This window comes from Thalassococcus sp. (assembly GCF_982780845.1).
The window spans coordinates 127,059-153,567 of the sequence record NZ_CEYADA010000008.1 but is presented as its reverse complement, the minus strand read 5'-3'; the positions used below and the strand labels follow the sequence as shown (position 1 = coordinate 153,567).

At 57.8% G+C, this 26,509-nt stretch carries 19 protein-coding genes and 1 tRNA gene; 14 read left to right on the top strand and 6 right to left on the bottom strand.

Features of this window, described 5'->3' with window-relative positions:
- The first annotated feature begins 29 nt into the window (after positions 1 to 29).
- The 12 genes from AC4FIA_RS11130 to AC4FIA_RS11075 all read left to right on the top strand — a co-directional run bounded on the left by AC4FIA_RS11130 (position 30) and on the right by AC4FIA_RS11075 (position 15,520).
- Positions 30 to 629, top strand: a complete 600-nt coding sequence (locus tag AC4FIA_RS11130) for a heme NO-binding domain-containing protein (protein WP_490365895.1) — start codon at positions 30 to 32, stop codon at positions 627 to 629.
- Positions 626 to 1,582, top strand: a complete 957-nt coding sequence (locus tag AC4FIA_RS11125) for a GGDEF domain-containing protein (RefSeq protein WP_490365894.1) — start codon at positions 626 to 628, stop codon at positions 1,580 to 1,582. Before AC4FIA_RS11130 ends, AC4FIA_RS11125 begins: the two co-directional genes overlap by 4 nt.
- Positions 1,583 to 1,719: 137 nt before the next feature.
- Positions 1,720 to 1,794, top strand: a tRNA-Gln gene (locus AC4FIA_RS11120).
- Between the two features lie 291 nt (positions 1,795 to 2,085).
- Positions 2,086 to 3,117: a LacI family DNA-binding transcriptional regulator gene (locus tag AC4FIA_RS11115; RefSeq protein WP_490365893.1), complete on the top strand. Its 1,032-nt coding sequence runs from the start codon at positions 2,086 to 2,088 to the stop codon at positions 3,115 to 3,117.
- A gap of 115 nt (positions 3,118 to 3,232) precedes the next feature.
- On the top strand, positions 3,233 to 4,537 hold the full coding sequence (locus tag AC4FIA_RS11110; protein WP_103908872.1) for an ABC transporter substrate-binding protein: 1,305 nt from the start codon (positions 3,233 to 3,235) through the stop codon (positions 4,535 to 4,537).
- A gap of 121 nt (positions 4,538 to 4,658) precedes the next feature.
- Entirely contained in the window at positions 4,659 to 5,525 is an 867-nt protein-coding gene (locus AC4FIA_RS11105; protein ID WP_103908871.1) for a carbohydrate ABC transporter permease, read from the top strand.
- Positions 5,526 to 5,538: 13 nt separating this feature from the next.
- Positions 5,539 to 6,369 carry a carbohydrate ABC transporter permease gene (locus AC4FIA_RS11100; RefSeq protein WP_287475379.1) on the top strand — a complete coding sequence of 277 codons (831 nt, stop codon included), beginning with the start codon at positions 5,539 to 5,541 and terminating at the stop codon, positions 6,367 to 6,369.
- Positions 6,370 to 6,380: 11 nt separating this feature from the next.
- Entirely contained in the window at positions 6,381 to 7,385 is a 1,005-nt protein-coding gene (locus AC4FIA_RS11095) for an ABC transporter ATP-binding protein (RefSeq protein WP_490365892.1), read from the top strand.
- Positions 7,382 to 8,155: an L-iditol 2-dehydrogenase gene (locus AC4FIA_RS11090; RefSeq protein WP_490365891.1), complete on the top strand. Its 774-nt coding sequence runs from the start codon at positions 7,382 to 7,384 to the stop codon at positions 8,153 to 8,155. The genes AC4FIA_RS11095 and AC4FIA_RS11090 overlap by 4 nt, the downstream gene beginning before the upstream one ends.
- 11 nt (positions 8,156 to 8,166) lie before the next feature.
- A complete protein-coding gene (locus AC4FIA_RS11085; protein ID WP_490365890.1) occupies positions 8,167 to 9,651 on the top strand; it encodes a mannitol dehydrogenase family protein in 1,485 nt (494 codons plus the stop codon).
- 88 nt (positions 9,652 to 9,739) lie between these two features.
- On the top strand, positions 9,740 to 10,360 hold the full coding sequence (locus AC4FIA_RS11080; RefSeq protein WP_490365889.1) for a nucleoside/nucleotide kinase family protein: 621 nt from the start codon (positions 9,740 to 9,742) through the stop codon (positions 10,358 to 10,360).
- 567 nt (positions 10,361 to 10,927) lie between these two features.
- Complete coding sequence (locus tag AC4FIA_RS11075) at positions 10,928 to 15,520, top strand: Hint domain-containing protein (RefSeq protein ID WP_490365888.1); 4,593 nt, start codon at positions 10,928 to 10,930, stop codon at positions 15,518 to 15,520.
- 8 nt (positions 15,521 to 15,528) lie between these two features.
- On the opposite strand, the gene AC4FIA_RS11070 is transcribed toward AC4FIA_RS11075, so the two are convergent.
- From AC4FIA_RS11070 to AC4FIA_RS11045, 6 genes are all read right to left on the bottom strand, one after another.
- Positions 15,529 to 16,821 carry a Gfo/Idh/MocA family protein gene (locus tag AC4FIA_RS11070; RefSeq protein ID WP_490365887.1) on the bottom strand — a complete coding sequence of 431 codons (1,293 nt, stop codon included), beginning with the start codon at positions 16,819 to 16,821 and terminating at the stop codon, positions 15,529 to 15,531.
- A gap of 117 nt (positions 16,822 to 16,938) precedes the next feature.
- Positions 16,939 to 17,763, bottom strand: a complete 825-nt coding sequence (iolB, locus tag AC4FIA_RS11065) for a 5-deoxy-glucuronate isomerase (protein WP_490365886.1) — start codon at positions 17,761 to 17,763, stop codon at positions 16,939 to 16,941.
- Between the two features lie 13 nt (positions 17,764 to 17,776).
- Positions 17,777 to 18,679, bottom strand: coding sequence for a myo-inosose-2 dehydratase (gene iolE, locus AC4FIA_RS11060; RefSeq protein WP_490365885.1), 903 nt, complete (start codon positions 18,677 to 18,679; stop codon positions 17,777 to 17,779).
- 21 nt (positions 18,680 to 18,700) lie between these two features.
- Entirely contained in the window at positions 18,701 to 20,533 is a 1,833-nt protein-coding gene (iolD, locus tag AC4FIA_RS11055) for a 3D-(3,5/4)-trihydroxycyclohexane-1,2-dione acylhydrolase (decyclizing) (protein WP_490365884.1), read from the bottom strand.
- 5 nt (positions 20,534 to 20,538) lie between these two features.
- Positions 20,539 to 22,458 carry a bifunctional 5-dehydro-2-deoxygluconokinase/5-dehydro-2-deoxyphosphogluconate aldolase gene (locus AC4FIA_RS11050; RefSeq protein WP_490365883.1) on the bottom strand — a complete coding sequence of 640 codons (1,920 nt, stop codon included), beginning with the start codon at positions 22,456 to 22,458 and terminating at the stop codon, positions 20,539 to 20,541.
- Positions 22,459 to 22,692: 234 nt separating this feature from the next.
- The gene (locus AC4FIA_RS11045) at positions 22,693 to 23,523 is read right to left on the bottom strand and encodes a MurR/RpiR family transcriptional regulator (protein ID WP_490365882.1); all 831 of its coding nucleotides are present in this window, start codon (positions 23,521 to 23,523) and stop codon (positions 22,693 to 22,695) included.
- Between the two features lie 214 nt (positions 23,524 to 23,737).
- Between AC4FIA_RS11045 and AC4FIA_RS11040 the strand changes: the two genes are divergently transcribed.
- Positions 23,738 to 25,048, top strand: a complete 1,311-nt coding sequence (locus AC4FIA_RS11040; protein ID WP_490365881.1) for an NAD(P)/FAD-dependent oxidoreductase — start codon at positions 23,738 to 23,740, stop codon at positions 25,046 to 25,048.
- Positions 25,045 to 26,421: a 2-oxoadipate dioxygenase/decarboxylase HglS gene (gene hglS, locus AC4FIA_RS11035; RefSeq protein ID WP_490365880.1), complete on the top strand. Its 1,377-nt coding sequence runs from the start codon at positions 25,045 to 25,047 to the stop codon at positions 26,419 to 26,421. The genes AC4FIA_RS11040 and hglS overlap by 4 nt, the downstream gene beginning before the upstream one ends.
- The last annotated feature ends 88 nt before the right edge of the window (positions 26,422 to 26,509 follow it).

Genomic DNA, 26,509 nt, shown 5'->3' with positions numbered 1-26,509 from the left:
CGTGCATTCTGATCCAAAGAGGATTCGACATGCATGGGCTGATTAATAAAACGCTCCAGCATTTTTTGCTGGATACCTATGGACCTGCGGCTTGGGCGGCGATTGCCAGAAACGCCAAGGCAGACATACAGAATTTCGAAGCTATGCTGAGCTATCCTGCTCAAGTCACAAGTGACGTGCTGAATGCGGCGGCTGATTATCTGGGCAAACCCAAAGACAGCTTGCTTGAGGATTTGGGCACATATCTGGTGTCACATCCCAACTGCGGTGTGCCGCGGCGCTTGCTGCGGTTTTCAGGGGTCGATTTTCTGGATTTTCTGAATGCCTTCGACGATCTGCCAGACCGCGCGCGGCTTGCTGTGCCGGATCTGATCCTGCCCGAGCTCGCAGTCGAGGAGAAATCTCTTGGTCTTTACGAACTGCACTGTGTCCACGATTTCGCCAGTGACGCCGCACATGTTCTGTTGGGTCTGCTACGGGCCATGGCCGATGACTACGGCGCATTGGTTCTGATGGATGTGCAGGATCAGACAGAAGGTCACTCTCTGGTGTCGGTTCAACTGATCGAAGCGGCCTATGCATCCGGCAACAATTTTGAACTAGGCGTAATTGAAAGGCGGGCGACATGAACAGGGACTGTTGCGGCGCGCTAGATCAGCTTCTTCCGATGCATGCGGTGCTTGATGATCAGGGGATCATCCTTCACGTCGGTCCGACCCTGACCAAGGTTTTCGGGGATACATCGGTCGTTGGGCAATCTGTGTTTGATGTCGTGGCGTTCAGTCGACCCAAGGGGATTTCGGGCGCTGCGGATTTGCCCAAAGTTCTCGGGCGGAAATTGCGTCTGGAGGCTAAGGGCGCGGTTGAAACACGACTGACGGGCGTTCTGGCGCGAGGCGATAAAAATATATACATTTTGGATACGTCTTTTGGTTTTGCCGTCGCTCAATCGGTGACCGAGCATCGCCTTGTCAGTACAGATTTTTCCCCCACCGATCTGACCGTTGAAATGCTTTTCGTGATCGAGGCGAAATCCGCCGCGATGAGTGCATCACGCCAACTGAACCAGCGCTTGCAAGCAGCACGGATCGCTGCAGAAGAGCAGGCTTTTACCGACACCCTGACGGGGCTGAAAAACCGCCGCGCTTTGGATGTGGTGTTAGAGCGACTGCGGGATCAGGAATTTGCGCTGATCTATCTTGATCTCGATTACTTCAAAGCGGTGAACGACACACACGGGCACGCGGCAGGCGATGCGGTTTTGCAGGCGGTTGCCAAGATCCTCGTGTCCAATGTCAGACGGAATGATACTGTCGCGAGGATCGGCGGCGACGAATTCGTGATCGTCTGCCCCGGCATGATCCGTCAGGACGCGCTGGGCCGTCTGGCGCGGAAAATGATTGATGAAATCGAGGTCCCGATTCCCTTTGGCGATCTCTCGGCAAAGATATCGTCCAGCATCGGGATCGTTTCCCATCAAGGAGGCGAGCTATCGTCTATGGAAAGCCTCAGCGAGATGGCAGATGCGGCGCTTTATGCCGCCAAGAACGCGGGGCGGGGGCAGGCAGTGTTCGCAACTTGACGCATAAGAATTTGGCCGCATTGCAACTGTGATCCGAGAGGCGGGAAGACGCGAGAAAAGAACTTGCTCAATTTTCGAAAGTTTTTTGAACTCGGCACTTGAACCCAAGTCAGGCTCGTCGTAAGTAGCCCGCCAGTTGGGGTGTAGCCAAGCGGTAAGGCAGCGGTTTTTGGTACCGTGTACCGTAGGTTCGAATCCTACCACCCCAGCCACTTAATCCTAAATTTTCTAGCTATACCAATGCCCTGCGGGGTTGGTGCCGTTTGTGGTTTGCAGTTTGGTAATGGTCGCGCAGTCCTGATCTGTAAATGCGTGAAGACAGGCAGATCGATTCCGGAAGTTCGCCGCGTAGCCACATGAGGCGTCGCGTTTTTCCAGTGGATCAGGGCGCGCTATGGCATATGACTTGACCCCTTCCATCAGTGAATTTTCAGGAAATCATTGATTGTTTGCGCGCGGAAATATTATGTAAAAATAGCGAAAATTTTAAAAGGCGCGACCCGATGAGCGACTCCAAAATCCGTAATATGGAAGAATTTGCAGCGCTTAGCGGTGTGTCCCGCCCCACGGTTTCGAAATACTTCAACGATCCCGAAAGCGTTCGGGCTTCGATCCGCACGAAGATCGAAGCGGCGCTTGAACATCATGACTACCGACCGAACATTTTCGCGGTGAACCAGAACCGCAAGCTCACGAAAAACATCGGTATCATAGTGCCTTACCTTGCGGACCCGTTCTTTGCGGAAATCGCGCGCCGGATCGAAACTCTGGTCATCGCCGAAGGCTTTCGCCCGATTTTGCTAAGCTCGCACGGTGATACGAACCTCGAGGTGTCGAACCTAGAAGCGCTGCGTCAGATCAAGCCTGCGGCTGTTTTGCTGGCGCCTTTGGGACGGACGTCCGACCGACAGGCGATCATGGATTTCTGTGACAACGTTCCGACTGTGAACTTTGACTCGAACATCGAAGGGGCAGGTGAGGCGTTCATCGGCCACAACAATGTTCAGGCGACCGACGTGATGATCGAATACCTGACCCGGACGGGCGAACCGCCGGTGTTTTTCGAGATGCGCACACCGCCGAACCCGAACGCCATCAAGCGCCGCAATGCCTATCTTGCTGCGATGGAGCGGCTGGGTCACACGCCGCAACTGATCCAGGCTGAAGGCGAGGGCTGGAACCTGGAAGAAATCGGGTACGAAACAGCCAAACGCGCGATTACGAACAAAGAGTTGAGCACCAACACTGTCTTCTGTTCGAACGACCGTCTGGCCATTGGCTTTCTTTCTGCGGCGTACGAACTAGGTGTTAAAGTAGGTCACGCTGAAGGTTGTTCGCTGCGGGTTGCGGGGCACGATAACCACCCGTTCTCGCGCTACACATGTCCGACGCTAACAACCATTTCACACAACTACGACCTGATCGCGACGCGCAGCGTCGAGATCGTCATGTCGATGATCGAATCGGAGCAGCGTTTGGAAGAGCGCCCGACAACATTGCTGGATGGGGAGTTGATCATGCGCGCGTCTGCGTAAGTTCATATTTTTTCGCGGTTTATTTTTTTTCTTTACGCGCGTTAAAAATAATATTGACGTGAAGAAAGTCGTGGCTCTATCTTGGGTGGGCAACTTCATTCTAGGGAGGAAGAGAATGAAACTTCGTAGCGTACTTCGTACGGCCACTGCGGTATCTTTGATCGCAGGTTCCGCCGCCTACGCGGAAAACATCGTAATCGCGACAGTGAACAACGGCGACATGATCCGTATGCAGGGTCTGACCGATGACTTCACATCCAAAACCGGCCACACGGTTGAGTGGGTGACACTGGAAGAAAACGTTCTGCGTCAGCGTGTTACAACAGACATTACCACCAAGGGCGGTGCGTTCGACATCATGACAATCGGCATGTACGAAACGCCGATCTGGGGTGCGAACGGCTGGCTGGTCCCGCTGGACGATCTGTCCGAGGAATACAACGTCGATGACATCCTGCCCGCAATGGCAGGCGGCCTGAGCCACGACGGCACGCTTTATGCGGCACCGTTCTACGGCGAAAGCTCGATGATCATGTACCGCACAGACCTGATGGAAAAAGCCGGTCTGGAAATGCCGGAAGCACCGACATGGTCCTTCGTCCGCGAAGCAGCAGCGGCGATGACAGACCGCGACAACGACATCAACGGCATCTGCCTGCGCGGCAAAGCCGGTTGGGGTGAAGGCGGCGCGTTCATCACAGCGATGTCCAACTCGTTCGGCGCACGCTGGTTCGACATGGACTGGAACGCACAGTTCGACACGCAGCCGTGGAAAGACACGCTGGAATTCTACGTCGGCATGATGAACGAATCCGGCCCCGCAGGCTATGCGACCAACGGCTTCAACGAAAACCTGTCGCTGTTCCAGCAGGGCAAGTGCGGCATGTGGATCGACGCGACAGTTGCGGCATCTTTCGTGACAAACCCGAACGACTCGACTGTTGCAGACAGCGTTGGCTTCGCTCTGGCGCCTGACAACGGTCTGGGCAAGCGTTCGAACTGGCTGTGGGCATGGGCTCTTGCGATCCCGGCAGGCACACAGAAAGAAGGCGCAGCGAAAGAGTTCATCGAGTGGGCAACATCCACTGACTACATTGAACTGGTTGCCTCCAAAGAAGGTTGGGCAAACGTACCTCCGGGTGCACGTACATCGCTGTACGAAAACCCGAACTACATGGAAGTTCCGTTCGCACAGATGACGCTGGACTCGATCCTGTCGGCTGACCCGAACAACTCCACAGTAGAGCCGTCGCCCTACGTTGGTGTTCAGTTCGCAGCTATTCCGGAATTCGCAGGTATCGCGACTGAAGTGAGCCAGGAATTCTCGGCAGTCTACGCTGGTCAGCAGTCGATCGACGAAGCGCTGGAAAAGGCACAAGCTCTGACAAACGACGCAATGGAAGCCGCAGGCTACCGTTAATTCTCCCTCCCTACGGGACTGGGGGGCGGCAAGTCTGCCCCCCAACTTTTCTCTACCTAAAATCTTGTACAGTTGCATCCGCATCTGAGACGGTAATCCCGTCAACAACGGAGGTGTGCCTATGGCAACCCAGCATTCACAGTCCGCAGCCAGAATAATGATGGCCCCGGCGGTGATCCTACTTCTCGGTTGGATGCTCGTGCCGCTGACAATGACCCTTTATTTCTCGTTCAAGAAATACCTGCCGCTGCGCGGTGGTGACCTTGGATGGGTGGGATTCGAAAACTACACGCGCTTTGTGTCGTCCAGTTCGTTCTGGCCGGCGGTTGCAACAACCCTGATCATCGTCGGTGGCGTTCTGGTCATCACAATCTTCCTAGGTGTCCTGCTGGCGCTGCTGCTTGATCAGCCGATGTGGGGACAGGGCGTTGTTCGCATCCTTGTAATTGCTCCTTTCTTCGTCATGCCGACAGTGTCCGGTCTTGTCTGGAAGAACATGTTCATGGACCCGACGAACGGCTTTCTCGCCTATATGTGGCGGGCCTTCGGGGCCGAGCCGGTCCAGTGGCTTAGTCAGGCGTCGATGCCATCGCTGATCATGATCGTAAGCTGGCAGTGGCTGCCCTTTGCGACGCTGATCCTGCTGACCGCGATCCAGTCGCTGGACAGCGAACAGATCGAAGCCGCGGAAATGGATGGCGCCAGCTGGTTCAGCCGTTTCCGCTTTATCATCCTGCCGCACCTGTCGCGCGCTATCACAGTTGTTCTGCTGATCCAGACGATCTTTCTTCTGTCGATCTTTGCAGAAATCTTTGTGACCACCGCAGGCAGCTTTGGCACCAAAACGCTGACTTACCTGATCTTCCAGCGTGTTCTTGAAAGCCAGAACGTCGGGCTTGGATCTGCGGGCGGTGTCTACGCCATCATCCTAGCCAACATCGTCGCGGCCTTCCTGATCCGCATCGTCGGCAAAAATCTGGACGCGTGAGGAGACTGAAATCATGGCACGCGCTATCACAACACAACGCAAGACGATCAACACGCTGTTCGCATGGGCGGTCGGACTGATCATCTTCTTCCCGATCCTGTGGATTTTTGTGCTGTCCTTCAAATCCGAAGGCGATGCAATCAAGGCCCCGTTCGAAGTGCTGACATCGGCATGGACATTGGACAGCTACGCCACAGTTCAGGACCGATCGGATTACTTCAAACACTTCTGGAACTCGGTGACGATTGCGGTCGGCTCGACGCTTCTGGGTATTCTGGTGGCCGTTCCTGCGGCATGGTCCATGGCCTTTGTGCCGTCCAAACGGACCCGCGGTATCCTGATGTGGATGCTGTCGACCAAGATGCTGCCGGCGGTGGGTGTTCTGTACCCGATCTATATCGGCTTCATCAAACTGGGCTTGCTGGACACACGCATTGGTCTGGTCATCGTTCTGATGCTGATCAACCTGCCGATCATCGTCTGGATGCTGTACACCTACTTTAAGGAAATTCCGGGTGAAATCCTTGAAGCGGCGCGCATGGATGGTGCGGGACTTCGCGAAGAGGTTCTGTATGTCCTGACGCCCATGGCCGTCCCCGGCATTGCATCGACGCTTCTTCTGAACGTGATCCTTGCCTGGAACGAAGCCTTCTGGACGCTCAACCTGACAGCGGCCAAGGCGGCCCCTCTCACAGCATTCATTGCAAGCTATTCAAGCCCTGAAGGCTTGTTCTACGCGAAACTCAGTGCGGCTTCGGTCATGGCGATCGCCCCGATCCTGATCATGGGATGGTTCAGCCAGAAACAACTTGTCCGAGGCTTGACCTTCGGCGCGGTCAAATAAGGAACGTAGACATGGGACAAATCCATCTTAAACAAGTGACCAAGCGCTTTGGCGAGGTCGAGGTTATCTCTCCGCTGGATCTGGAAATCGAAGACGGTGAATTCGTTGTCTTTGTCGGTCCGTCGGGCTGCGGTAAATCCACCCTTCTGCGTTTGATTGCGGGTCTTGAAGATGTCTCTGGCGGTCACATCATGATCGACGGTCAGGACGCAACAGAAGTGCCGCCTGCGAAACGTGGCCTTGCCATGGTGTTCCAGTCCTACGCGCTTTACCCGCACATGTCGGTGCGCAAGAACATCGCCTTCCCGCTGCGGATGGCGGGGCTGGATCAGGCTGAACAGAACCGTCGTGTCGAAGACGCGGCCAAGGTTCTGAACCTGACCGATTATCTTGATCGTCGTCCGGGGCAGTTGTCCGGTGGTCAGCGTCAGCGTGTGGCCATTGGCCGTGCGATTGTCCGCGAACCTGCGGCTTTCCTGTTCGACGAACCGCTGTCCAACCTTGATGCGGCGCTGCGCGTTGGCATGCGTCTGGAAATCTCGGAACTGCACAAGCGTCTGTCAACGACCATGATCTACGTGACGCACGATCAGGTCGAAGCGATGACCATGGCGGACAAGATCGTTGTTCTTCAGGCAGGCGTGATCGAACAGGTTGGCAGCCCGCTGGAGCTGTACCGCAAGCCGCGCAACACATTCGTTGCGGGCTTTATCGGCAGCCCGACCATGAACCTTCTGGAAGGTGCCGAGGCCGCTAAGCACGGCGCGTCCACCATCGGCATCCGCCCTGAACACATCGCGATTTCGACCGAAACCGGCGATTGGGAAGGCACGGTTGGTGTGTCCGAACATTTGGGTTCTGACACGTTCTTCCACATCAATTGCCCGGCTTTCGAAAAGCCCCTGACAGTGCGTGCAAGCGGCGAGCTGTCGTGGAAGTACGGCGCCAAAGTTATGCTGACGCCGGACCTGCAGCACCTTCACCGCTTTGATGCGCAAGGGCTTCGGATCGAATGAAGCGTCTGGAAGGAAAAACGGCCCTGATCACAGGTGCGGCCCGAGGGATCGGGCGTACCTTTGCCGAAGCGTACCTTCGTGAAGGTGCCAAGGTGGTCATCGCCGATATTGACGCGGACCGTGGTGCTGAAACGGCGAAAGAACTGGGTGAAAAGGCAGCGTTCGTGCTTTTGGATGTGACCGATCAGGACAGCATTGATCAGGCGATCGCATCGGCGGCAGAAACCTTTGGCCAGATCGACATCCTGATCAACAACGCCGCGATCTTTACCGCCGCCCCAATCGTTGAAATCGACCGCGCTGATTACGACCGCGTGTTCGCGATCAACGTATCGGGCACGTTGTTCATGATGCAGGCCGGTGCGCGCCACATGATCGACCGTGGCATCAAAGGCAAGATCATCAACATGGCCAGTCAGGCCGGTCGCCGTGGCGAGGCGCTGGTGGGCGTCTACTGTGCGTCCAAGGCGGCGGTCATCAGCCTGACCCAGTCAGCAGGTCTGAACCTGATCAAGAACGGCATCAACGTGAACGCCATCGCACCCGGTGTGGTCGACGGCGAACACTGGGACGGGGTCGATGCCTTTTTTGCAAAATACGAAAACAAACTTCTGGGCCAGAAGAAGAAAGAAGTCGGTGAAGCCGTGCCTTTCGGGCGCATGGGCACCGCAGAAGACCTGACCGGAATGGCGGTTTTTCTGGCCACTGAAGAAGCAGATTACGTCGTCGCACAGACCTTCGGGGTCGACGGCGGAAACTGGATGAGTTGATGGACGGTGGAATGCTGGAGCCCTCTATGGTGAAACTCAATAATAAAACCCTGTCTGATCTGCCTGTGAACATCGCGGTTCCGACCTACGACAGAAGCGCGCTGACGGCGGGCATCGTTCACATCGGTTTGGGTAATTTCCACCGCGCCCATCAGGCGTGGTATTTGCACCGGTTGATGCAAAACGGTCAGGCACTGGATTGGGCCATCGTGGGCGCAGGCGTGCGTCCGAACGATGAAACCCGTCGTCTGGAATTGCTGGAACAGGACTATCTGAACACGCTGATCGAACTGGACCCGTCGGGCATTTCTGCCGAAGTGACAGGCGCCATGATCGATTTCGTTCCGGTGACTGCCGATAACGCGCCCTTGATCGCGCGCATGGCGCAGGCGGATATCCGGATTGTGGCCATGACTGTGACCGAAGGCGGCTACTATATCGATCCGGTGACCAAGGCGTTTGACGCAAACCATCCTGATATCCAGCATGATGCGGCAAATCCCACCAAGCCCAAAACACCTTTTGGCGCGATGGCGGCGGCGTTGAAAATCCGGCGTGATACCGGCATTGGCCCCTTCACCGGCCTGTGCTGTGACAACCTGCAAGGCAACGGCGCTATCCTGCGCCAGACTGTCGTGTCCTTGGCCCGTCTGTCCGATCCGGATCTGGCCGACTGGATTGATACGAACTGTAGTTTCCCCAACTCGATGGTGGACTGCATTGTACCCGCCACCGGCCCGACCGAGATCGCTCTGGCGCATGAACTGGGTATCGAAGACCTCGCACCTGTGACGCACGAAAACTTCCGTCAGTGGATCATCGAAGATGACTTCTGTGCCGGTCGCCCCGACTGGGATAAGGCGGGTGCTGTCTTTACTGACGATGTGCACGCCTACGAGATGATGAAGATCCGCATTCTGAACGGCGGTCACCAGATCATCGTGGGCGCGGCCGAGGTGCTGGGGATCGAGACGATTTCCGGCTGTATGTCGAACAGCGATATCGCAGCGTTCTTCAATAAGGTCGCGCTGAACGAAATCGTTCCGCATGTGCACCCTGTACCTGGCCGCACGCCCGAGTCTTACGTCGATCTGATCGCAAGCCGTTTTGCCAATCCGCGCATCGTTGACACCACGCGCCGTGTTGCGTTTGACGGATCCTCGCGCCATCCGGGGTTTGTGATCCCGTCCATCCGCGATGGTCTGGTCGCTGGCTCCCCGATTGAAGGGCTTGCGTTGACCGAGGCCGCTTGGGCCCGCATGTGCGAAGGCACGCGCGAAGACGGCAGCACGATCCAGCCGAACGACCCCTTCTGGGCCGATCTGCAAGTGGCCGCAAAAGCCGCCAAGGATGATCCGGAGAAATGGATCGCGCAGGATCAGTTCTACGGTGATCTTGCGAACGAGCCGCGCTTTGCCGAAGCATTCGACAAATGGCTGCGACTGATCTGGGCCGAGGGGATGACTGCCGCTTTGAAAACCTATCTGGCGGCTTGACCCCGGCCAAAATCGTGTAAGTTAACGTCGCATGTGACAAGCGTTGGGGCAGGCCATAGGGCTGCCCCTTTTGACGAACGGGACAACGATGACTTCGATTTCTGTTGAACAACTGGCCAAGGAAATCACCGACCGCGCCACTGGCGAAGGGCGGTTTGTTGTGGCGGTTGCGGGGCCTCCGGGTGCCGGAAAATCCACCTTGTCCGAGGCACTTGTTGACCAGTTGGGCGATATCGCTGCGGTGTTGCCCATGGACGGGTTTCACATGGACAACGCTGACCTGATCGAACTGGGGCTGCTACCGCGCAAAGGCGCGCCAGAAACCTTTCATGCCGAGGCGTTCGGCAAACTGCTGTCTGACGTGCGCACGCAGGACACGGTGGATTATCCGACCTTTGACCGCTCAATGGATCGCACTGTTCCGAACGGTGGACGGATTGAACCGACAACGCGGATCATCGTGGCGGAAGGCAACTACCTTTTGCTGAAGGACAAGCCGTGGGATCAACTGGCGTCGTTGTTCGACATGACCGTTCTTTTGGACGTTCCGCGCGACGTGCTGGAAGCGCGGCTGATCCAGCGGTGGCTGGACCACGGCATGAGCGAGGCCGACGCCATCGCCCGTGCGCGCGGCAATGACATGGTTAATGTCGATACGGTCATCAACCGGTCAGGCACCCCCGATTTTCGCGTGGGCGAGGCGGGGTAAACCGCCGGTCATCCCCCGATAGCGGGCAAGATCCCCACCTTGGCCGGAAACAGAACGTTCTGTTTTGCCGCGTAAATATCTATCAGGAATTGCAGCCAAGGCCGCGCTCTCCACTGAAGGGTGAAGTGCCCGTTATTCCTATCTTAAGATACAGCTTTTGCCGGATTTCGCGCCTTGAAACCTGTCTAATGCTTTCTACCGTTTTCAGCAGAAACGCAGATTAACGATTGATATTTTTATCGCTGCGCCGCGCCCGCCGAACGCTTGTTCTGGCACGCAATTTGCACGCGGCTCCTTTCGTGCCCCGCTTATGGCTGAGTGATTTTGAAAGGTGAAACAGGTGACCGGTGAATCTGAAGTTGTCCGGATTTTCCAACCACTTCCAGAGTCCTGCAAGCTCCGTTCGCCTTTAAGACTCTAAACGTATTTACCACCCAGCCGTTGGTTGAAGTGCTCTTTGTCTGGGAAGCGGGGGCACAAGGATAAAAACGCGATTTTGCGGAAACGCTGAGGCGCGATCCCCGAAACCTTGTCCAGTGTTCAGGCGCTGGGCCGCCGAGTGGTGATATGGCGACAACGTTTGCAGTCCTTTCCTTAGGCGTCGGGCCGGTCATCGACCCGACCGAAGGGAACAGCCTTGCTGAAGACGCCAGCCTTCTGGTTGGATCTACCTTTGGCACGGCCGTTGATCCGCTTTACCGTGAAGCCCTGACGCTGTCGCAGATTTCGGCGGTTTCGACCTATGAAACTGATAACAATCTTGCCAATCACCAGGTGTCCATCGGGGGCACCACCTATACGCTCGACAGCCTCGCGGTTTACGCGGTTACGGTCACCTACACCGATGGCACCACCGCCGCCGGCGAAGTCAAAATCGTCCAGACCACCACCGGGGAATTGTTCGTCGTCCCGCATCTGGCCGGTTCCGAAGACAAGCAATACGTACTCGAACAGCAGCCGATTGAGTCCATCACGATCGATAGCCTGATCGCCGCAGATGCTGTGATTGCTGCAGATCGACTGGCGGCCCAGTATCCCGATGGCGTGGTCGACGGAACGTCCGGCGATGACACCATCAAGGCCGGTTACACCGACGCCAATGGCGATCAGGTTGATGCTGGCGCGAATACCATCGTTGGCAATGATGGCGCCGATTATATCGAGGCCGCAGGTGGCGACGATACGGTCACAGGCGGGATCGGGAACGATACGATCTACGGCGATATGGCCGATGGGTCGGTTTACGGCGAACTGAACCCGACGAACACCGACAACATTCAGGATGCGGGTGGGACCGAAACCTGGAACACCCGTGCGGTCGAGCTGGTCACACTGGCCAACGGTGATCTGATCCTGATCACCTCTGAGCGAACGACGTTAACCGATGGGATCGCGACCTATCAGATCGACAACGATCCATCGTCAGCCACATACGGTCAGGTCATCGGCGGTCAGCTGGATGCCATTACCGAATTAACCAACCCTGTCGGCTACAATGATGTCGAGGCGCTTGCTGCCGTTACGCTAAGCAACGGGTCGACCTATGTCTATTCAGCGGCAGAGTTCAATGACTCGATCGGCGTAGCGCAGCTGTCCATTGGTGGCGGACTGACGGCATTGTCACCGCTGACGGGAGTGACCGAAGTCCAGGAATTGTCGGTCGCCGAAGTGGATGGCCAACCCTTCCTGCTTGCGCTGTCTGGCGGGCTTGGCGATGCGCTGATCTCCTACCAGATCAATACAGACGGGTCTCTGACCCAGACAGACATTGAATACGACGGGTCGTTTTCAGGCGAGAATTACCTGAACAACGGGGATGCTCAGGGTCCGTCGTTGTTGGAAAGCTTCACCAACAGTTCGGGTGAAACTTTTGTTATTGCAGGTGGCGACAACGACGGCATCTCGCTCTGGACGCTCAGCGGGACGGGGCAGCTTACCTTCCAGAACGCGCGGGGCGACGATCAGGCGGGTGCTGCCGAAACCGACCCGCAAGGCAACAACCTTTCCCGAGACTTGATCAGCCCGAGCCAGACGGGCCTTTGGAACGTTGATGCCGGCACCTTCGCTGAAATTGGCGGGGTTACCTATCTGTTCGTTGGTGGCAGCGATGATGATGTCGTCATTTTCCGCGTTGATGCCGACACGGTCAATAACGACGGCACCTATGATCTGACGCTTGTCGGTCAGGCGGATAACCTTGTCACCGATATCTCGTCGATGGATTACCTCCAAACCGACACCGGTGGCGTGCTTGTTATCGGTGGCGAACAGCCCGGGCTGGAGTATCACACCGTCACGGTGAACCCTGACGGGACGGTGACCCTGACGCAGGTTGCGACGTCGTCCGACGGCGCCGAAGGCAGTGCCGAACTGCTGGATTCCGAGTCCATGGATGTCGAAGGCGGCATCCTTGTATCTGCCAGTGACGCAGATGATGGCGTTGCGATCATTTCAACGGGGTTGAACGAAACGGCCTACACCGGTGTCGATGGCGCGGATTCGCTGTCTGGCGGGGCGGGCGACGACTATATCGTTGGCGACGGCCTATCCGCGACCACTACCGAGCTTTTGACCAACGGAGATTTCTCTTCGGGTGGTGCAGGCTGGACGTACAATGACCCCACCGGCAATGGCGGTGTTCTCTTCGACATCGGATCCGCCAGTTTTAACACCGGTGATGAAACCGTCTATGGCGACTCGATCCAGCAGAGTTTCTCGACGACGGCAGGCGGCAGCTACCAGACGTCAATCACGCTTGAGGAATTTCAGGCAGGCGTCGGAAACCACACATTCCAGATCGATATTCTGGACGACACTGGTACCGTTGTCGCGACCGAAACGGTTACGGTCCAAGACGGTACAATTGAGACCTTCACTTTTGAGTTCTCTGCGACCTCAACGACGTCGACGATTGTCATCACCAACACGACATCGACGAACTCGACCACGACAGACGGTTTGGTACGCGAGGTATCTGTCGTCGAAATGGCGGAATCGTCGGGCGGCAATGACACCATTTATGGCGACGCTGGCGCAGACACCCTGATCGCAGGCGCAGGCGATGATCTGGTCTACGGCGGTACCGAGAACGACATCATTTCCGGCGGAACCGGGCACGACACGCTTTATGGTGAAGCGGGCGACGACACGGTCAGTGGTGGCGATGGCAACGATTCAATCGTCACGGATTTCGGAAACGACGTCGCCTACGGTGGTGAAGGCAGCGATACCATCGACGATATGCCGGGCAGCGGCGATGGAACGGGGTCGGACACCTTCTATGGCGAAGGCGGCGACGATTTCCTTTACGGCGGCGACGAAGGCGACCTGTTGGATGGCGGGACCGGCAACGACGTCCTCAGGGGTGAGGATGGCGGTGATACGCTGCTTGGTGGTGACGGCAACGATACGCTGTGGGGCGACAATTCCGGCGACATCGGAAATGACTCGCTAGATGGTGGGGCCGGTAACGACCAGCTTTATGGCGGCGCTGCAAACGACACGATGCTGGGCGGCACCGGAAGCGATACGGTCTTTCTGTATGATGCCTTCGGCACAGACCTGATCACAGGCGGTGAAGACAGCGACAACAGCGAAACCGATCTGATCGATGCCTCTGGCATCACCCTGAATGGGGTCGACGTCACCTTTACCGGAGATGAGGCGGGTACCCTGACATCCGGGTCGGATGTTGCGACCTTCTCCGAGATTGAAAGCTTCACGCTCACCGGTTCCGCAGACACGGTAGACGGCTCGCTCAGCACGGCCAGCATGAACGTCGATGCAGGCGCAGGTAGCGATAGTCTGACGGGCGGGTCGGGTGCGGATACGCTGACGGCTGGTACGGGGGATGACACCGTTCAAGGTGGCGCTGGCGCGGATTCCCTAAGCGGTGGCGATGGCACCGATACGCTGGATTATTCCGGCAGCAGCGCAGGCGTCACTGTCGATCTGTCGACGAACACGGCGTCTGGTGGGGATGCTGCGGGCGACACGATCAGCGGGTTCGAAAACCTGACGGGTTCTGCCTTTGATGACACGCTGACACTGTCGAATACGGCGGGGCAGGTGAATGCAGGGGATGGTGCCGACAGCGTTCAGGGCGGCGCCGGAAATGACACGCTATTCGGTGATGGCGGAAACGACACGCTTGTTGGCAACGACGGTGCCGACAGCCTGAACGGCGGCTCTGGTGCGGATTCCCTGAGTGGTGGAACGGGTTCTGACACGCTGAACGGTGGCGACGGATCGGATACGCTGACCGGTGGTGCCGGAGCCGACACATTTATTGCCGATGGCACAGCTGATCTGATCACCGACTTCGATACCACGACGGGCATCGGCGATGCGGATCAGACGAACAATGACTTCGTCGATCTGTCGGCCTTCTATAACGACACCACTCTGGCTGCGTGGAACGCTGCCAATCCTGGCCAGACCTATTCCAACCCGCTGGCATGGATGCGGGCCGATCTGGGCGATGGCGTTCTGGACGAAGCAGGCCGACTGGTTATTCAGGATGGCGGGACAACGGTTGATGCGTCTTCTCTGACCTTTGAGAACACGAACATCATCTGCTTTGCGGCGGGCACGCCGATCACCACAATGACAGGCGAGGTCGCGGTCGAAAACCTGTGCGTTGGTGATCGTGTCCTGACGGTAGACAACGGGTTTCAGACGGTGCGCTGGGTCGGGCGGCGCAAGGTGCCTGCCTACAGCAGGTTCGCGCCGGTGCTTGTGAAACGGGGGGTCTTGAACAACGACCGCGATCTGCTGGTGTCCCCGCAGCACCGGATGTTCGTATCCTCCAAAATTGCCCAGCGTGTCAGCGGGGACGGCGAAATTCTGGTGCCTGCGAAACATCTTGTCGGGATCGATGGCGTTGAATTGCGGCCCCAGCCCATGATCGAATACGTGCACTTTCTGTTCGATAATCACGAACTGGTTTTCTCGGCAGGGGCCATTTCCGAAAGCCTGTTCACTGGGCCCGAAGCGTTAAAGGCCGTGGACCCGTTTGCACGGCAGGAAATTCTGGGCCTGTTCCCTGAACTGGCCGAACAAAACTACGACACGTTGCCTGCACGCCCCTTGGCGACGGGCCGGATCGGGCGCAAGATCGCGATGCGCCACAGCAAGAACAGCAAGCCGCTGCTCAACTGACCTTTTCCTTAATTCAGATCGATACCGTGGGCCGCCAGCATGTGGCCGATGTCCACCTGCGCGCCGGTTTCAATCGACAGGTTTGCGGCGATGCCCGTCAGAATCGACCAGCCGCCAGCCACATGGTTTGACGACCTGTTATAGGCATCCGGCTCCATCCCGTCGGGATCAAAGATGTATCCGAGCATGATCGGGTCCGCACCGCCGTGATGTCCTTCACCTGCAGGCACGTCCAGGGCGCGGGGCCGTTCGCCAGCCAGATGCAGGATGGTTTCAACATCGTCCTTGCCCGCGTGCGCCCGTTCTCCGCCAAACACCCCGTGCGTTTCGACATGTTTGTGGGTCAGCAGGCCCTTGGTCCCGTGGAACCGGATTTCCAGCCCCTCCCACGGGGAATAGGCGGTCAGCGTGTAGTTCGCCGTCGCGCCGGATGTGTAACGGATATGGGCCTGAAGCGTGTCTTCGATGCCGATGTCGTCGTCAAAAACACACAGATCGCGGTGATAGCCATCCTCACCTTCGGCATCGCGATAGAGCGCCTTGAGATTGCTGTCCGCATCCATATCCAGTTCAAAGTCACATCGCGCTGCAACCGCGCACGTGGCGCAGCGTGGTCCGCGACCGTCCAGCCCCAATGCCGCGCCCATGGCGGGCGTGTAAAACGCGCGCCTGCCAGATGCGCTGACATGGGTGGGCACCGCATCCAGCCACCAGTTCAGCAGATCGAAATGATGGGTGGATTTGTGAACCAGAAGGCCGCCGGAATTGTCCTTGTGCCGGTGCCAGCGGCGGAAATAATCGGCGCCATGGACGCGATCCAGATGCCATTGAAAATCAACGGCGGTGATCTCGCCTATCTGGCCCGAAGACAGGATATCTTTGATCTGGGTGCGAGCGGGGGAGTAGCGGTAGTTGAAGGTGACCAACACCTGACGACCGGTTTCCTTTTGGGCCTGCGTGATCTGTTTCAGCGACTTCAGATCAATCGTCATCGGCTTTTCGCAGATCACGTCACAGCCCGCCTTGAATGCGCGCACCATATAATCGGCGTGTAGGTAGTCGGGCGTGGCGATGATCACCGTGTCCGGCTTCTGTTCGGTGATCATCGCGTCAAACTTGTCTGCGGCGTAGGTGGCGACACCGTTCGTTCCGGGTTTGGACGCAGCTTCCGCCGCGAGCCCCAGTCGGTGACTGTTGCTGTCGCAGACGGCCAGAAGCTCATGCTGGTCGCCGTAGTCGAACGTCAGGCTTTCGCTGAACATGGAATGGCGCGATCCGCAGCCGACGATGGCGTATTTCATGGCTTCCCCCCGAATAGATGAGTCGCATACTAATATGCCAGTTGAACTTGCGCCAGCCATAAGAAAACCGGCCCGAAAATTCGGGCCGGCTTCATTTCCGTCAGAAATGGACGCTGATCAGGCGTCGCGTTCCATGATCCATTCAACCGCTGGATCGGCCTTGAAGCGCCATTTGCGCAGCGGGCCTGCCATGACGTTCAGATAGTACATCTCGAACCCGTAGGGCGCGCCGCAAGGGTGGTGGCCGCGCGGGACCAGAACCACATCGCCGTCAGAGACAGCCATGGTTTCATCCAAGGTGCCATCCTCTGCATAGACACGCTGGATGCCAAAGCCCTTGGAGGGGTTGATCCGGTGGTAATACGTCTCTTCCAGATAGGTCATGTTGGGGAAATCATCCTCGTCATGACGGTGGCTTGGGTAGGACGACCAATGTCCATCGGGGGTGAAGACCTCGGTCACCAGCAGGCTGTCGCAAACGTCGCGATCTTCCATCGCGATATTGTTGATATAGCGGGTGTTGGTGCCCTTTCCGCGTTCGGTCAGCGTGATGCCATCGGGGCCAAGGCGCTGGGCCTTGTGGTTGCCGTTGCTCGGCGCAGTGCAGACGGCCAGAACACAGTCCGTGGTGGCTGTGGCGGACCAGTCCTGATCGTTCGGGACATACAGGCAATGGGGCGGCGTGCGTTCGAACACGTTCATCCGGTCGCCCATTTCGCCAAAGTCTTCGCCTGCTGCGGTGATGTTGGCTTTGCCTTCCACCAGAACAAGGATGACTTCGCGGTCGCCTGTGGCCTCGGCCGCGTTTTCACCGGCTTTCAGGTGATACAGGCCAAAGCCCACATAGCCCCAGTCTGGGCTGAGCGGGCCCTTGGCGCTGGTTGTTGTGATGTCGTGAACCTTGCCTGTGGTCCCAACAGGTTTGCGTAGAAGGTCAGGCATGATCATGCTCCGTTCAGGAAATGAGGCCCGCGTCTTTCGCAAGCGTTTTCAGTGTTTTCAGGCCAAGCGTCTGGTATTCAAGCGGGTTGCGCACATCGGGGTCCTGTTCGGCCTCGATCACGATCCAGCCGTCGTAGTCGTGCTGGGCAAGGATGTTCAGGCAAGGCGCGAAATCGATGCCGCCTTCGTCGTCACCGGGCACCGTAAAGACGCCACGGCGCACACCTTCAAGGAACGACAGGTTTTCTGCGCGGACTTCTTGCTTGATAGCGCGACGCACGTTCTTGGCGTGGAAGTGGAAAATACGGTCGATGTATTTTTCCACGTAAGGAGCGGGATCTGCACCGCCCGAACCGAAGTAGAAATGACCCGTATCGAACAGCAGGCGCATCTTGGGGCCTGTTTTTTCCATCAGGATATCCAATTCGGCCGGTGTTTCCACGACGGTTCCCATGTGGTGGTGGTAGACCAGAGGAACACCTTCGGCGTCACAGTGGGCGGCAACGGCGTCAAGCTTGGCGGCGAAATCGTCCCACTGATCGTCGGCCAGAACGGGGCTGTCAGCAAGCGACGCGCTGTCATTGCCATGGATCGCATTCGACGTTTCACAGGCGATACAGACGGTGCACCCCATCGCCTTGAGGCGGTCAAGATGCGGCTGGATCAGCGCGATTTCCTGTTCGGCAGAATGCGTCAGCAGGTTCAAAGAATACCACGCCGACACAAAGGCCAGACCATGGGGATCCAGCGCGGCTTTCAACTCGGTCGGGTCCCACGGCATTTTGTGGCCGTTCTCGATGCCATCAAAGCCGATCTGCCCTGCTTCGGTCAGGCATTGTTCAAGGCTGATATCTGCGCCGATGGTCTGATCGTCGTCGTTAGACCATGCGATAGGGTTTGTTCCAAAGCGGATCATAAAAGTGAACCTTATCAGGAGTTAGTTCAGCGCACGATTGCGCAGTTTTTCGATGTAGTTGGCGTGGGCGGCGTTGACTTCTTCGCGGACCGAGACCTCGGGCACCGCGACGTCCCACCAATGGCCACCATCCGGCGTCGAAGGATAGGGGTCGGTGTCGATCACGACCACATAGGCTTTGGGCGATGCTTTGGCGCGCTGCAAGGCGGCCTCAAGCTCTTCGATGGTTTTCACATGCTCGGATGTGGCCCCCATTGCCGCTGTGTGCGCGGCAAAGTCGATGTCCGACGGCGTTTCGTGGATCGTGTCTTTCAGCAGGTTGTTAAACTCAGCCCCACCGGTGCCCATTTGCAGGCGGTTGATACAGCCATAGCCGCGGTTGTCGGTGATCACGATGGTAAACTTCTGCCCCATCATCACAGCCGTCGCCAGTTCGCTGTTCATCATCATATAGCTGCCGTCGCCGACCATACAGATGACGTCACGCTCGGGCTGGGCCATCTTGATGCCCATGGCGCCGGCCACTTCGTAACCCATGCAAGAGAAGCCGTATTCCATGTGGTAGGACATGGGCTTGGACGACTTCCAGAGCTTGTGCAATTCGCCGGGCATGGTGCCTGCGGCGCACATGACTACGGTGTCGGGACCTGCCGCACGCTGAACGGCACCGATGACCTGCTGGTCTGTGGGCAGTTGGTTGCCATCTGCGGGTGCGTCAGTCAGCGGATCGACGGCTGCGAACCACGCATCTTTCGACGCCGCATCAGGGCCGGGATAGCTGGTATCGCCAAGCGCCGCATCCAGATCGGCAAGGCCGGTGATCGCGTCGGCCATAACCGGAACAGCACCATGCTTTTCGGCGTCATAGGCGTTGACGTTCAGCGAAATCAGGGTGCGGCCCGGGTTTTCGAACAGCGTCCAGGACCCGGTGGTGAAATCCTGAAAACGGGTGCCAAGACCCAGAACCACATCCGCCTCGATACAGGCTTTGTTGGCCGATGCCGAACCTGTCACACCGACGGGGCCCATGTTGTTCGGGTGATCCCACGGCAGCACGGATTTGCCAGCCTGCGTTTCGACAACAGGAATGTTGTGCTTTTCGACAAAGGCCTTCATTTCCTCGGTCGCGCCAGCATAGTGCACGCCGCCACCGGCCAGAAGAACAGGGCGTTTGGCGGATTTCAGGATCTCGGCCGCGCGGGCGATTTCACCTTCGTCCGCACGGGGGCGACGGGTGTAGAGAGTGCGTTCTTCAAAGAATTCGACAGGCCAGTCATAGGCTTCGGCCTGAACGTCCTGACAGAAGGCCAGACAGACAGGGCCACATTCAGCAGGGTCTGTCATCGTGCGGAACGCGCGGGGCAGGGCCGTCAGAAGCTGTTCAGGGCGTGTGATACGGTCGAAGTAGCGCACGACAGGCTTGAAGCAGTCATTCGCGCTGATCGTGCCATCGCCGAAATCTTCGATCTGTTGGAGGACCGGGTCGGGGCCACGGTTTGCAAACACATCTCCGGGGAGAAGGAGAAGTGGCAAACGGTTTACATGCGCCAATGCCGCAGCAGTCACCATATTCGTGGCGCCCGGCCCGATCGATGAGGTCACTGCCATCGCGCGGCGGCGCCCCAATTGTTTGGAATAAGCAATCGCCGCATGGCACATGCTTTGTTCATTATGTCCGCGATAGGTCGGAAGCTCGTCACGAATGCCGTGCAGCGCTTCGCCCAGACCGGCAACGTTGCCGTGCCCGAAAATGGCCCAGACACCTTCGATAAAACGCTCACCAGTTTCGGTTTTTTGCGCCGCAATGTAGCGCACCATGGCCTGAGCGGCTGTCAAACGGATGGTTTTTGTCATCTCGATCATCCTTTGTTCGCGGGCCATTTGGCCTCGGCGCTGGAAGTGTCCCAGATTTCGCAAAGCTGGCTATAGCGTTGTGCCATTTCCGCGACGGCTTTTTCATCATCAATCTTGTCTGTCATCCACTGACGCGCAACCTCGCCAAAGATTGTGCGGCCCACGGCGAAGCCTTTGACCAGATCGAACTTGGCTGCGGATTTAAAGCTGGCAGCCAGCTCTTCTTGCGGGGCATCAAGGCCCAGAACCACGATACCACGGGTGTTGGGATCGTTTTCTTCAATTGCATTGACCGCGTTGGACCAGCCTGCGTCGGTCTTCATCGGCTCAAGCTTCCACCAGTCGGGGTACACGCCGATTTCATAGAAGCGGCGGATGATGGTGGCTGTGGTCATGTCGTCGACTGGGCCGACCTTAGACGGAATAACCTCGAACAGGAATTCAAGACGATTGCGGCGCGCGGCGGCGTACAGACGTTTGACCCGTGCTTCCTGCATCTTGCGTTCTTTTTCAGTGTCGTCGGGATGGTAGAAGCACAGGCATTTCACCACGTGTTCCAGCGGCCATTCAGACAGGCCACCGCAATCGGGGCCGATTTCCGGTTCGAATTCCAGAGGGCGCGAACCGGGCAATTCCACAGGGCGGCCGATCCAGAGGCCAGTGCCTGCCGCCTTATAAAGCGCATCACGGCCAAGGCGACGGTCGCACAGCAGGCCATAGCCGTTCCGGCCTTGGGCGACCTGCTGGCAGGCATCAAGGCAAAGTTCCTTGAACGCGCCGATCTTTTCAGGCGTTGCACCGTCCATTTCTTCCAACTGCATCCGGTGGTCAAAGGCAAAGACACGCATCGTCGGCCAGTCGCCTTTGCGGTTGGTGGCCCAATGTACCTGTTCCAGAATTTCGTCGTTGCGCAGGTCTGGGCGCAGCACGCCGCGTTCAAGGAAGAACTGCAATTCAGTCCAGCTGGGATAGGCGGGCGCGCAGCCATGGCGCGATACGGCCAGTGCACCACAAGCGTTGGCGTAAGTCAGGGCGGTTGGCCAATCTTCGCCGTCCAGCCAGCCTTTCAACAGACCAGACATAAAGCCGTCGCCTGCGCCCAATACGTTGAACACCTCGATCGGGAAGCCCGGGCCGGATTCACCGTCATCTAGGCTGTCGGGAATGTCGCCGGTAAAGGCCACGGCACCATCGGCACCACGTTTGCAGACCAGTGTCGCGCCAGACACTTTGCGCACGACGCGCAGGGCTTCAATCGTGTCTGTGCTGCCGCCCGCAATGTGGAATTCTTCCTCGGTCCCGACGATCAGATCGAACAGATGCAGTGTGGACTGCAATTTCTGGGTGACGGCATCAGACGCGATAAAGCGGTTTTCGCCGTCGCCGTGACCGGACAGGCCCCAGAGGTTCGGTCGGTAATCGATGTCGAGCGCGGTCTGCGCGCCGTGTTTGCGTGCAAGTTCCAGTGCTTTGAGAACAGCGGCTTCGGTGCGCGGGTTGGACAGGTGGGTGCCTGTCGCAACGACCGAACGGGAAGACGCGATAAAGGCTTCGTCAAAGTCATCTTCGGACAGCGCCATATCGGCACAGTTTTCGCGATAGAAGATCAGGGGGAACTGCTCTTCGTCACGAATGCCCAACAAAACCAATGCGGTAAGGCGTTCCGGATCGGTAATCACGCCTTGGGTGTTCACGCCTTCCGCAGCCAGCTGTTCGCGGATAAAGCGACCCATGTGTTCATCGCCGACGCGGGTCAAAAGGGCAGATTTCAAACCCAGACGCGCAGTGCCTGCAGCCATGTTGGTGGGCGAGCCGCCGATGTATTTTTCAAAGCTGGCCATGTCTTCCAACCGGCCGCCTACCTGTGCGCCATATAGGTCAACCGAAGATCGGCCCACAGTAATCAGATCAAGCGTTTTCGTCATATCTCTTTCCATCAAGCGACAGGTTCGCGCGCCCAGCTGGTCAGCGTCGCTGCGCGACCTGTCGGCAGCCCAAATGGCGCAGTGAATGCGCGTTGTCTTAACTTTCCAAGGTTGGTTTCGGCAGCGCGCCGATCTCCTCCTTGCGGCCAGCGCGACTCGCTTTGTCGCCACTTTCCGCCCTCAATGGAATAAATATTCCATTTTTGTCGCGCAGGCAAGCAAAGATGGAAAATCTTATTCTTTTTGGACGCGCTGCCCCAATGCGACCGCCAGCGTCGTCACCAAAGTCATTGAAACGGTCGGGACGCGGAAGGCTTCGACATCGACCTCACGGGCCACCAGAACGACGTCGACCTCGGGGGCGACGGGGCAATCCGCGCTGTCGGTCAGCAGGATAATTTTGGTGCCACGGGCTTTGGCCTCGGTCACAACATCCAGGGTTTCCGACGAAAATGGCGCGTAGGTCACTGCGAACAGCACGTCATCGGCCCTGAAAGACGCGCTTGCCGCGACCATGCCCACACCAGAGTGCAGCATGGCGGGCACGCCCATTTTGTTCAGCATATAATGGAAGTAAGTGGTGACAGAATAGGCGCGGCGCATCCCGAATAAATGGGCCATTTGCGCGTTCTGAAGCAGGGTAAGTGCCGCTTCTATTTGATCAGGATTCAGGCTGTTTGTGAAATTTATCAGTGATTTGTGGCCGGCCTCGGCGAAATCGGCGAACAGGTTTGTGGCGTCTGGCGCCCCCTTTGCGCGCAACTCCGAAAGGCGCGCGTCATAGTCGGGGCGCGACTGCGCATATTCGCTGCGGAACAGGGCCTGCATTTCGGAATAGCCCGAAAACCCGAGCGCCTGACAAAACCTCATAAAGGCTGACGGGGCGACATCGGCCAGAGCAGCCATTTCGGCAACCGTTGAGACTGCTACAAGGTTGATGTTCCGGCGCAGCAGTACGGCACATTGGCGCAACCGCTTGGGCAGGCTGTTATCGATATGGTCCAATCGGTCCATAAGTTCGGACACGCTACGTGGTGGCTGCGCGGTCTCAGTCTTTGTACTCATGTTCGGATCCTTATCGAGATGCGCCTACATTAGCGGTTTATCCCAAAAGTGGAATAAATATTCCGAAACCCAGTGCCAGAAAGTCGATCCGTTCTAAAGGTATTTGCCATCAGGTTGCAAAATCACAGCGATCCCTTCGCGTTCGCGGCTTTTCTCGGCGGGCAAACAGGGTACTGTACGGCAGAATTTCACAGCAGGCGGAATAGGCAGCGGGATGGATCAATCCGAGATCAAGCCAAGGCTTTGGGCCTTCTCCAGCCGCGAACACGTGTCGTCCGAACCTGTGGCGGACGATCTTGAGTGTGATGTCCTGATCATTGGCGGCGGGTTTACCGGATGCGCCGCGGCCTATGAAGCGGCCGGCGCCGGTGCGCGTGTTGTCCTGCTTGAGGCAGAAGAGATCGGCTTTGGCGGATCGGGCCGGAATGTCGGCTTGGTGAACGCAGGCCTTTGGTTGCCGCCTGACGACATTATCCACCGTCTTGGGCACACCATGGGGCATCGTCTGATTGATGCATTGGGCGTTGGCCCTGACTTGGTTTTCGAATTGATCGCTGAAGAGGGCATTCAGTGCGACGCTGTCCGTCAGGGCACGCTGCATGTCGCCCATTCCGAAGATGGCTTGGAAAATCTGCAAAACCGCTTCCGTCAGGGCAACGCAATTGGCGCGCCGCTTCAAATGCTGAATGCCGAAGACACAGAACGCAGGCTTGGCACCGGTGGCTTTCACGGGGCGCTGTTTGATCCGCGGGCGGGCACGATCCAGCCGCTGGCCTATTGCCGTGGGTTGGCGCGGGCCGCGGAACGCGCGGGCGCGATGTTGTTCGGGCAAAGCCGCGTTCGGGATCTGCGCCACACCGGTCAGGGGTGGATGGCCAAGGTGAACGGGCAGACAATTACGGCCCAGTCCGTGATCCACGCGACGAACGCCTATCATGACACGATCAAAGGCGGGCCAAAGCCGTCTTTCGCCACGGTTCATTATAGTCAGTTCGCCACCGCGCCCCTGACGCCCGCACAGCGTGAGGTGATCCTGCCGGATGGTGAGGGCTGCTGGGACACGGCGTTGGTGATGACGTCCTTCCGCTTAGATGCCGAGGGGCGCTTGATCCTTGGGACGATGGGCAATGCCGAAGGCTTCGGCGGCACGGTTCACCGCAACTGGGCTGAACGCAAACTGGCCGAGCTTTATCCGCAACTGGCGGGCATAGCGTTTACCCACATCTGGCAGGGGCGCATTGCCATGACGGCAGATCACCTGCCTAAAGTCGTGAACTTTGGTCCTGATGCCTATGCGATTTATGGTTACTCTGGTCGTGGTATCGCGCCCGGTACGGTCTTTGGTATTTGCGCGGCGCGGGCGTTGTTGGGCGACGGGGAAACGGCCTTTCCGCTACCTGTCTTGCCGGCATACTCGGAACACCTGACTCGATCAAAAACACTGTTCTACGAGGCAGGCGCCACCTTGACGCACGCGCTGCCTCAGATACCAAAGGTGTCAAAATTTTTAGGAGAAAAGCGATGACCGATCTGATGCACCCCGATGATATCCGCGGGCTTTTTTCCAAGGCGATGTCGGACATGTACCGCGATGAGGTGCCGCAATACGGTGACCTGATCGATCTGGTGCGCGATGTGAACGATGCGGTTCTGGCAGGTGATCCTGATTTGCAGGCCCAGATGCAGGCCGCTGACGAACTGGACCGACTGGATGTCGAACGCCACGGCGCGATCCGTTTGGGCACAGCAGAGGAATTGTCGTCGATCCGCCGGATGTTTGCGGTGATGGGCATGTATCCTGTCGGCTATTACGATTTGTCCGTTGCGGGCCTGCCGGTGCATTCCACTGCCTTCCGCCCGATCGAGACCGCCGCGCTGTCGCGCAACCCGTTCCGTGTGTTTACGTCACTGGTGCGGCTGGAGTTGTTGGAAGATCGCGACCTTGCTGCTGCTGCGGCGGACATTCTGGCACAGCGTCAGATCGTGACTTCCAAAGCGCTGTTCCTGATTGAAACAGCTGAATTGCAGGGTGGCCTGACCAAGCCACAGGCCGAAGAGTTCGTGGCGCAGGCGTTGGAAACCTTCCGTTGGCATTCTGACGCGACGGTTGATGCCGAGACATATGAACGTCTTCACGATGCACACCGTCTGATTGCGGATGTGGTCAGCTTCAAGGGCCCGCACATCAATCACCTGACACCGCGCACGCTGGATATTGACGAGGTGCAGCGCCTGATGCCCGAACGTGGCATCGCGCCAAAGGCCGTGATCGAAGGCCCGCCGCGCCGCAATGCCGGAATTCTTCTGCGCCAGACATCGTTCAAAGCGCTGGAAGAGCCGGTGAAGTTCAAAGGTGCCGATGCGGCCGGTACGCACACCGCGCGTTTCGGGGAAATCGAACAGCGCGGAGTTGCCCTGACGGCCGAGGGTCGCGCGCTTTATGATCGCTGTCTTGCTGAAACCCGCGCGGCGGCGTCTGTTGGCGGGCAGGGGCAGGGCGCGGGTGATTATGTCGATGCGCTGAACGCCAAATTTGCAGCCTTCCCGGATGATCTGGATACGCTGCGCCGCGAAAAACTGGCCTTCTTCCGCTATCGCGCTGTGGGGCAAGCCTCAGGTCAGGCCGGTGATGTCGAGGCGCTGATTGCGTCCGGTGCGCTGGTCGCCGATCCGCAGGTCTACGAGGATTTCCTGCCTGTCTCGGCGGCGGGCATTTTCCAGTCCAATCTCGGGTCCGATGCGCAGTCGACCTACGATGCGGCGGCCAATCAGGATGCCTTTGAAGCGGCGCTGGGCGCGACGGTCACGGACCCGACCGGCCTTTATGAAAAGATCCAGAACGACAGCTTGGTTGAGGCGCTAACACAATTGGGCCAAGGGCATCTTTTGGCCGCGTAAGCGTAAAATCTGGGGCTGTTAGCATAAAAAAATGCGTAATCCAGAGAGGCGAATGGTCACATCCGGTAGACCATTCCGCCCAGTTCGG

Bases quoted from the DNA above. Each gene is read 5' to 3' on its own strand.
- AC4FIA_RS11045 (WP_490365882.1), bottom strand. From the start codon at position 23,523: ATGAGTACAAAGACTGAGACCGCGCAGCCACCACGTAGCGTGTCCGAA.
- AC4FIA_RS11115 (WP_490365893.1), top strand. From the start codon at position 2,086: ATGAGCGACTCCAAAATCCGTAATATGGAAGAATTTGCAGCGCTTAGC.
- AC4FIA_RS11050 (WP_490365883.1), bottom strand. From the start codon at position 22,458: ATGACGAAAACGCTTGATCTGATTACTGTGGGCCGATCTTCGGTTGAC.
- iolE (WP_490365885.1), bottom strand. From the start codon at position 18,679: ATGATCCGCTTTGGAACAAACCCTATCGCATGGTCTAACGACGACGAT.
- AC4FIA_RS11070 (WP_490365887.1), bottom strand. From the start codon at position 16,821: ATGAAATACGCCATCGTCGGCTGCGGATCGCGCCATTCCATGTTCAGC.
- AC4FIA_RS11075 (WP_490365888.1), top strand. From the start codon at position 10,928: ATGGCGACAACGTTTGCAGTCCTTTCCTTAGGCGTCGGGCCGGTCATC.
- AC4FIA_RS11100 (WP_287475379.1), top strand. From the start codon at position 5,539: ATGGCACGCGCTATCACAACACAACGCAAGACGATCAACACGCTGTTC.
- AC4FIA_RS11080 (WP_490365889.1), top strand. From the start codon at position 9,740: ATGACTTCGATTTCTGTTGAACAACTGGCCAAGGAAATCACCGACCGC.
- AC4FIA_RS11090 (WP_490365891.1), top strand. From the start codon at position 7,382: ATGAAGCGTCTGGAAGGAAAAACGGCCCTGATCACAGGTGCGGCCCGA.
- iolB (WP_490365886.1), bottom strand. From the start codon at position 17,763: ATGCCTGACCTTCTACGCAAACCTGTTGGGACCACAGGCAAGGTTCAC.
- AC4FIA_RS11105 (WP_103908871.1), top strand. From the start codon at position 4,659: ATGGCAACCCAGCATTCACAGTCCGCAGCCAGAATAATGATGGCCCCG.
- hglS (WP_490365880.1), top strand. From the start codon at position 25,045: ATGACCGATCTGATGCACCCCGATGATATCCGCGGGCTTTTTTCCAAG.
- AC4FIA_RS11130 (WP_490365895.1), top strand. From the start codon at position 30: ATGCATGGGCTGATTAATAAAACGCTCCAGCATTTTTTGCTGGATACC.
- AC4FIA_RS11040 (WP_490365881.1), top strand. From the start codon at position 23,738: ATGGATCAATCCGAGATCAAGCCAAGGCTTTGGGCCTTCTCCAGCCGC.
- AC4FIA_RS11085 (WP_490365890.1), top strand. From the start codon at position 8,167: ATGCTGGAGCCCTCTATGGTGAAACTCAATAATAAAACCCTGTCTGAT.
- AC4FIA_RS11095 (WP_490365892.1), top strand. From the start codon at position 6,381: ATGGGACAAATCCATCTTAAACAAGTGACCAAGCGCTTTGGCGAGGTC.
- AC4FIA_RS11125 (WP_490365894.1), top strand. From the start codon at position 626: ATGAACAGGGACTGTTGCGGCGCGCTAGATCAGCTTCTTCCGATGCAT.
- iolD (WP_490365884.1), bottom strand. From the start codon at position 20,533: ATGACAAAAACCATCCGTTTGACAGCCGCTCAGGCCATGGTGCGCTAC.
- AC4FIA_RS11110 (WP_103908872.1), top strand. From the start codon at position 3,233: ATGAAACTTCGTAGCGTACTTCGTACGGCCACTGCGGTATCTTTGATC.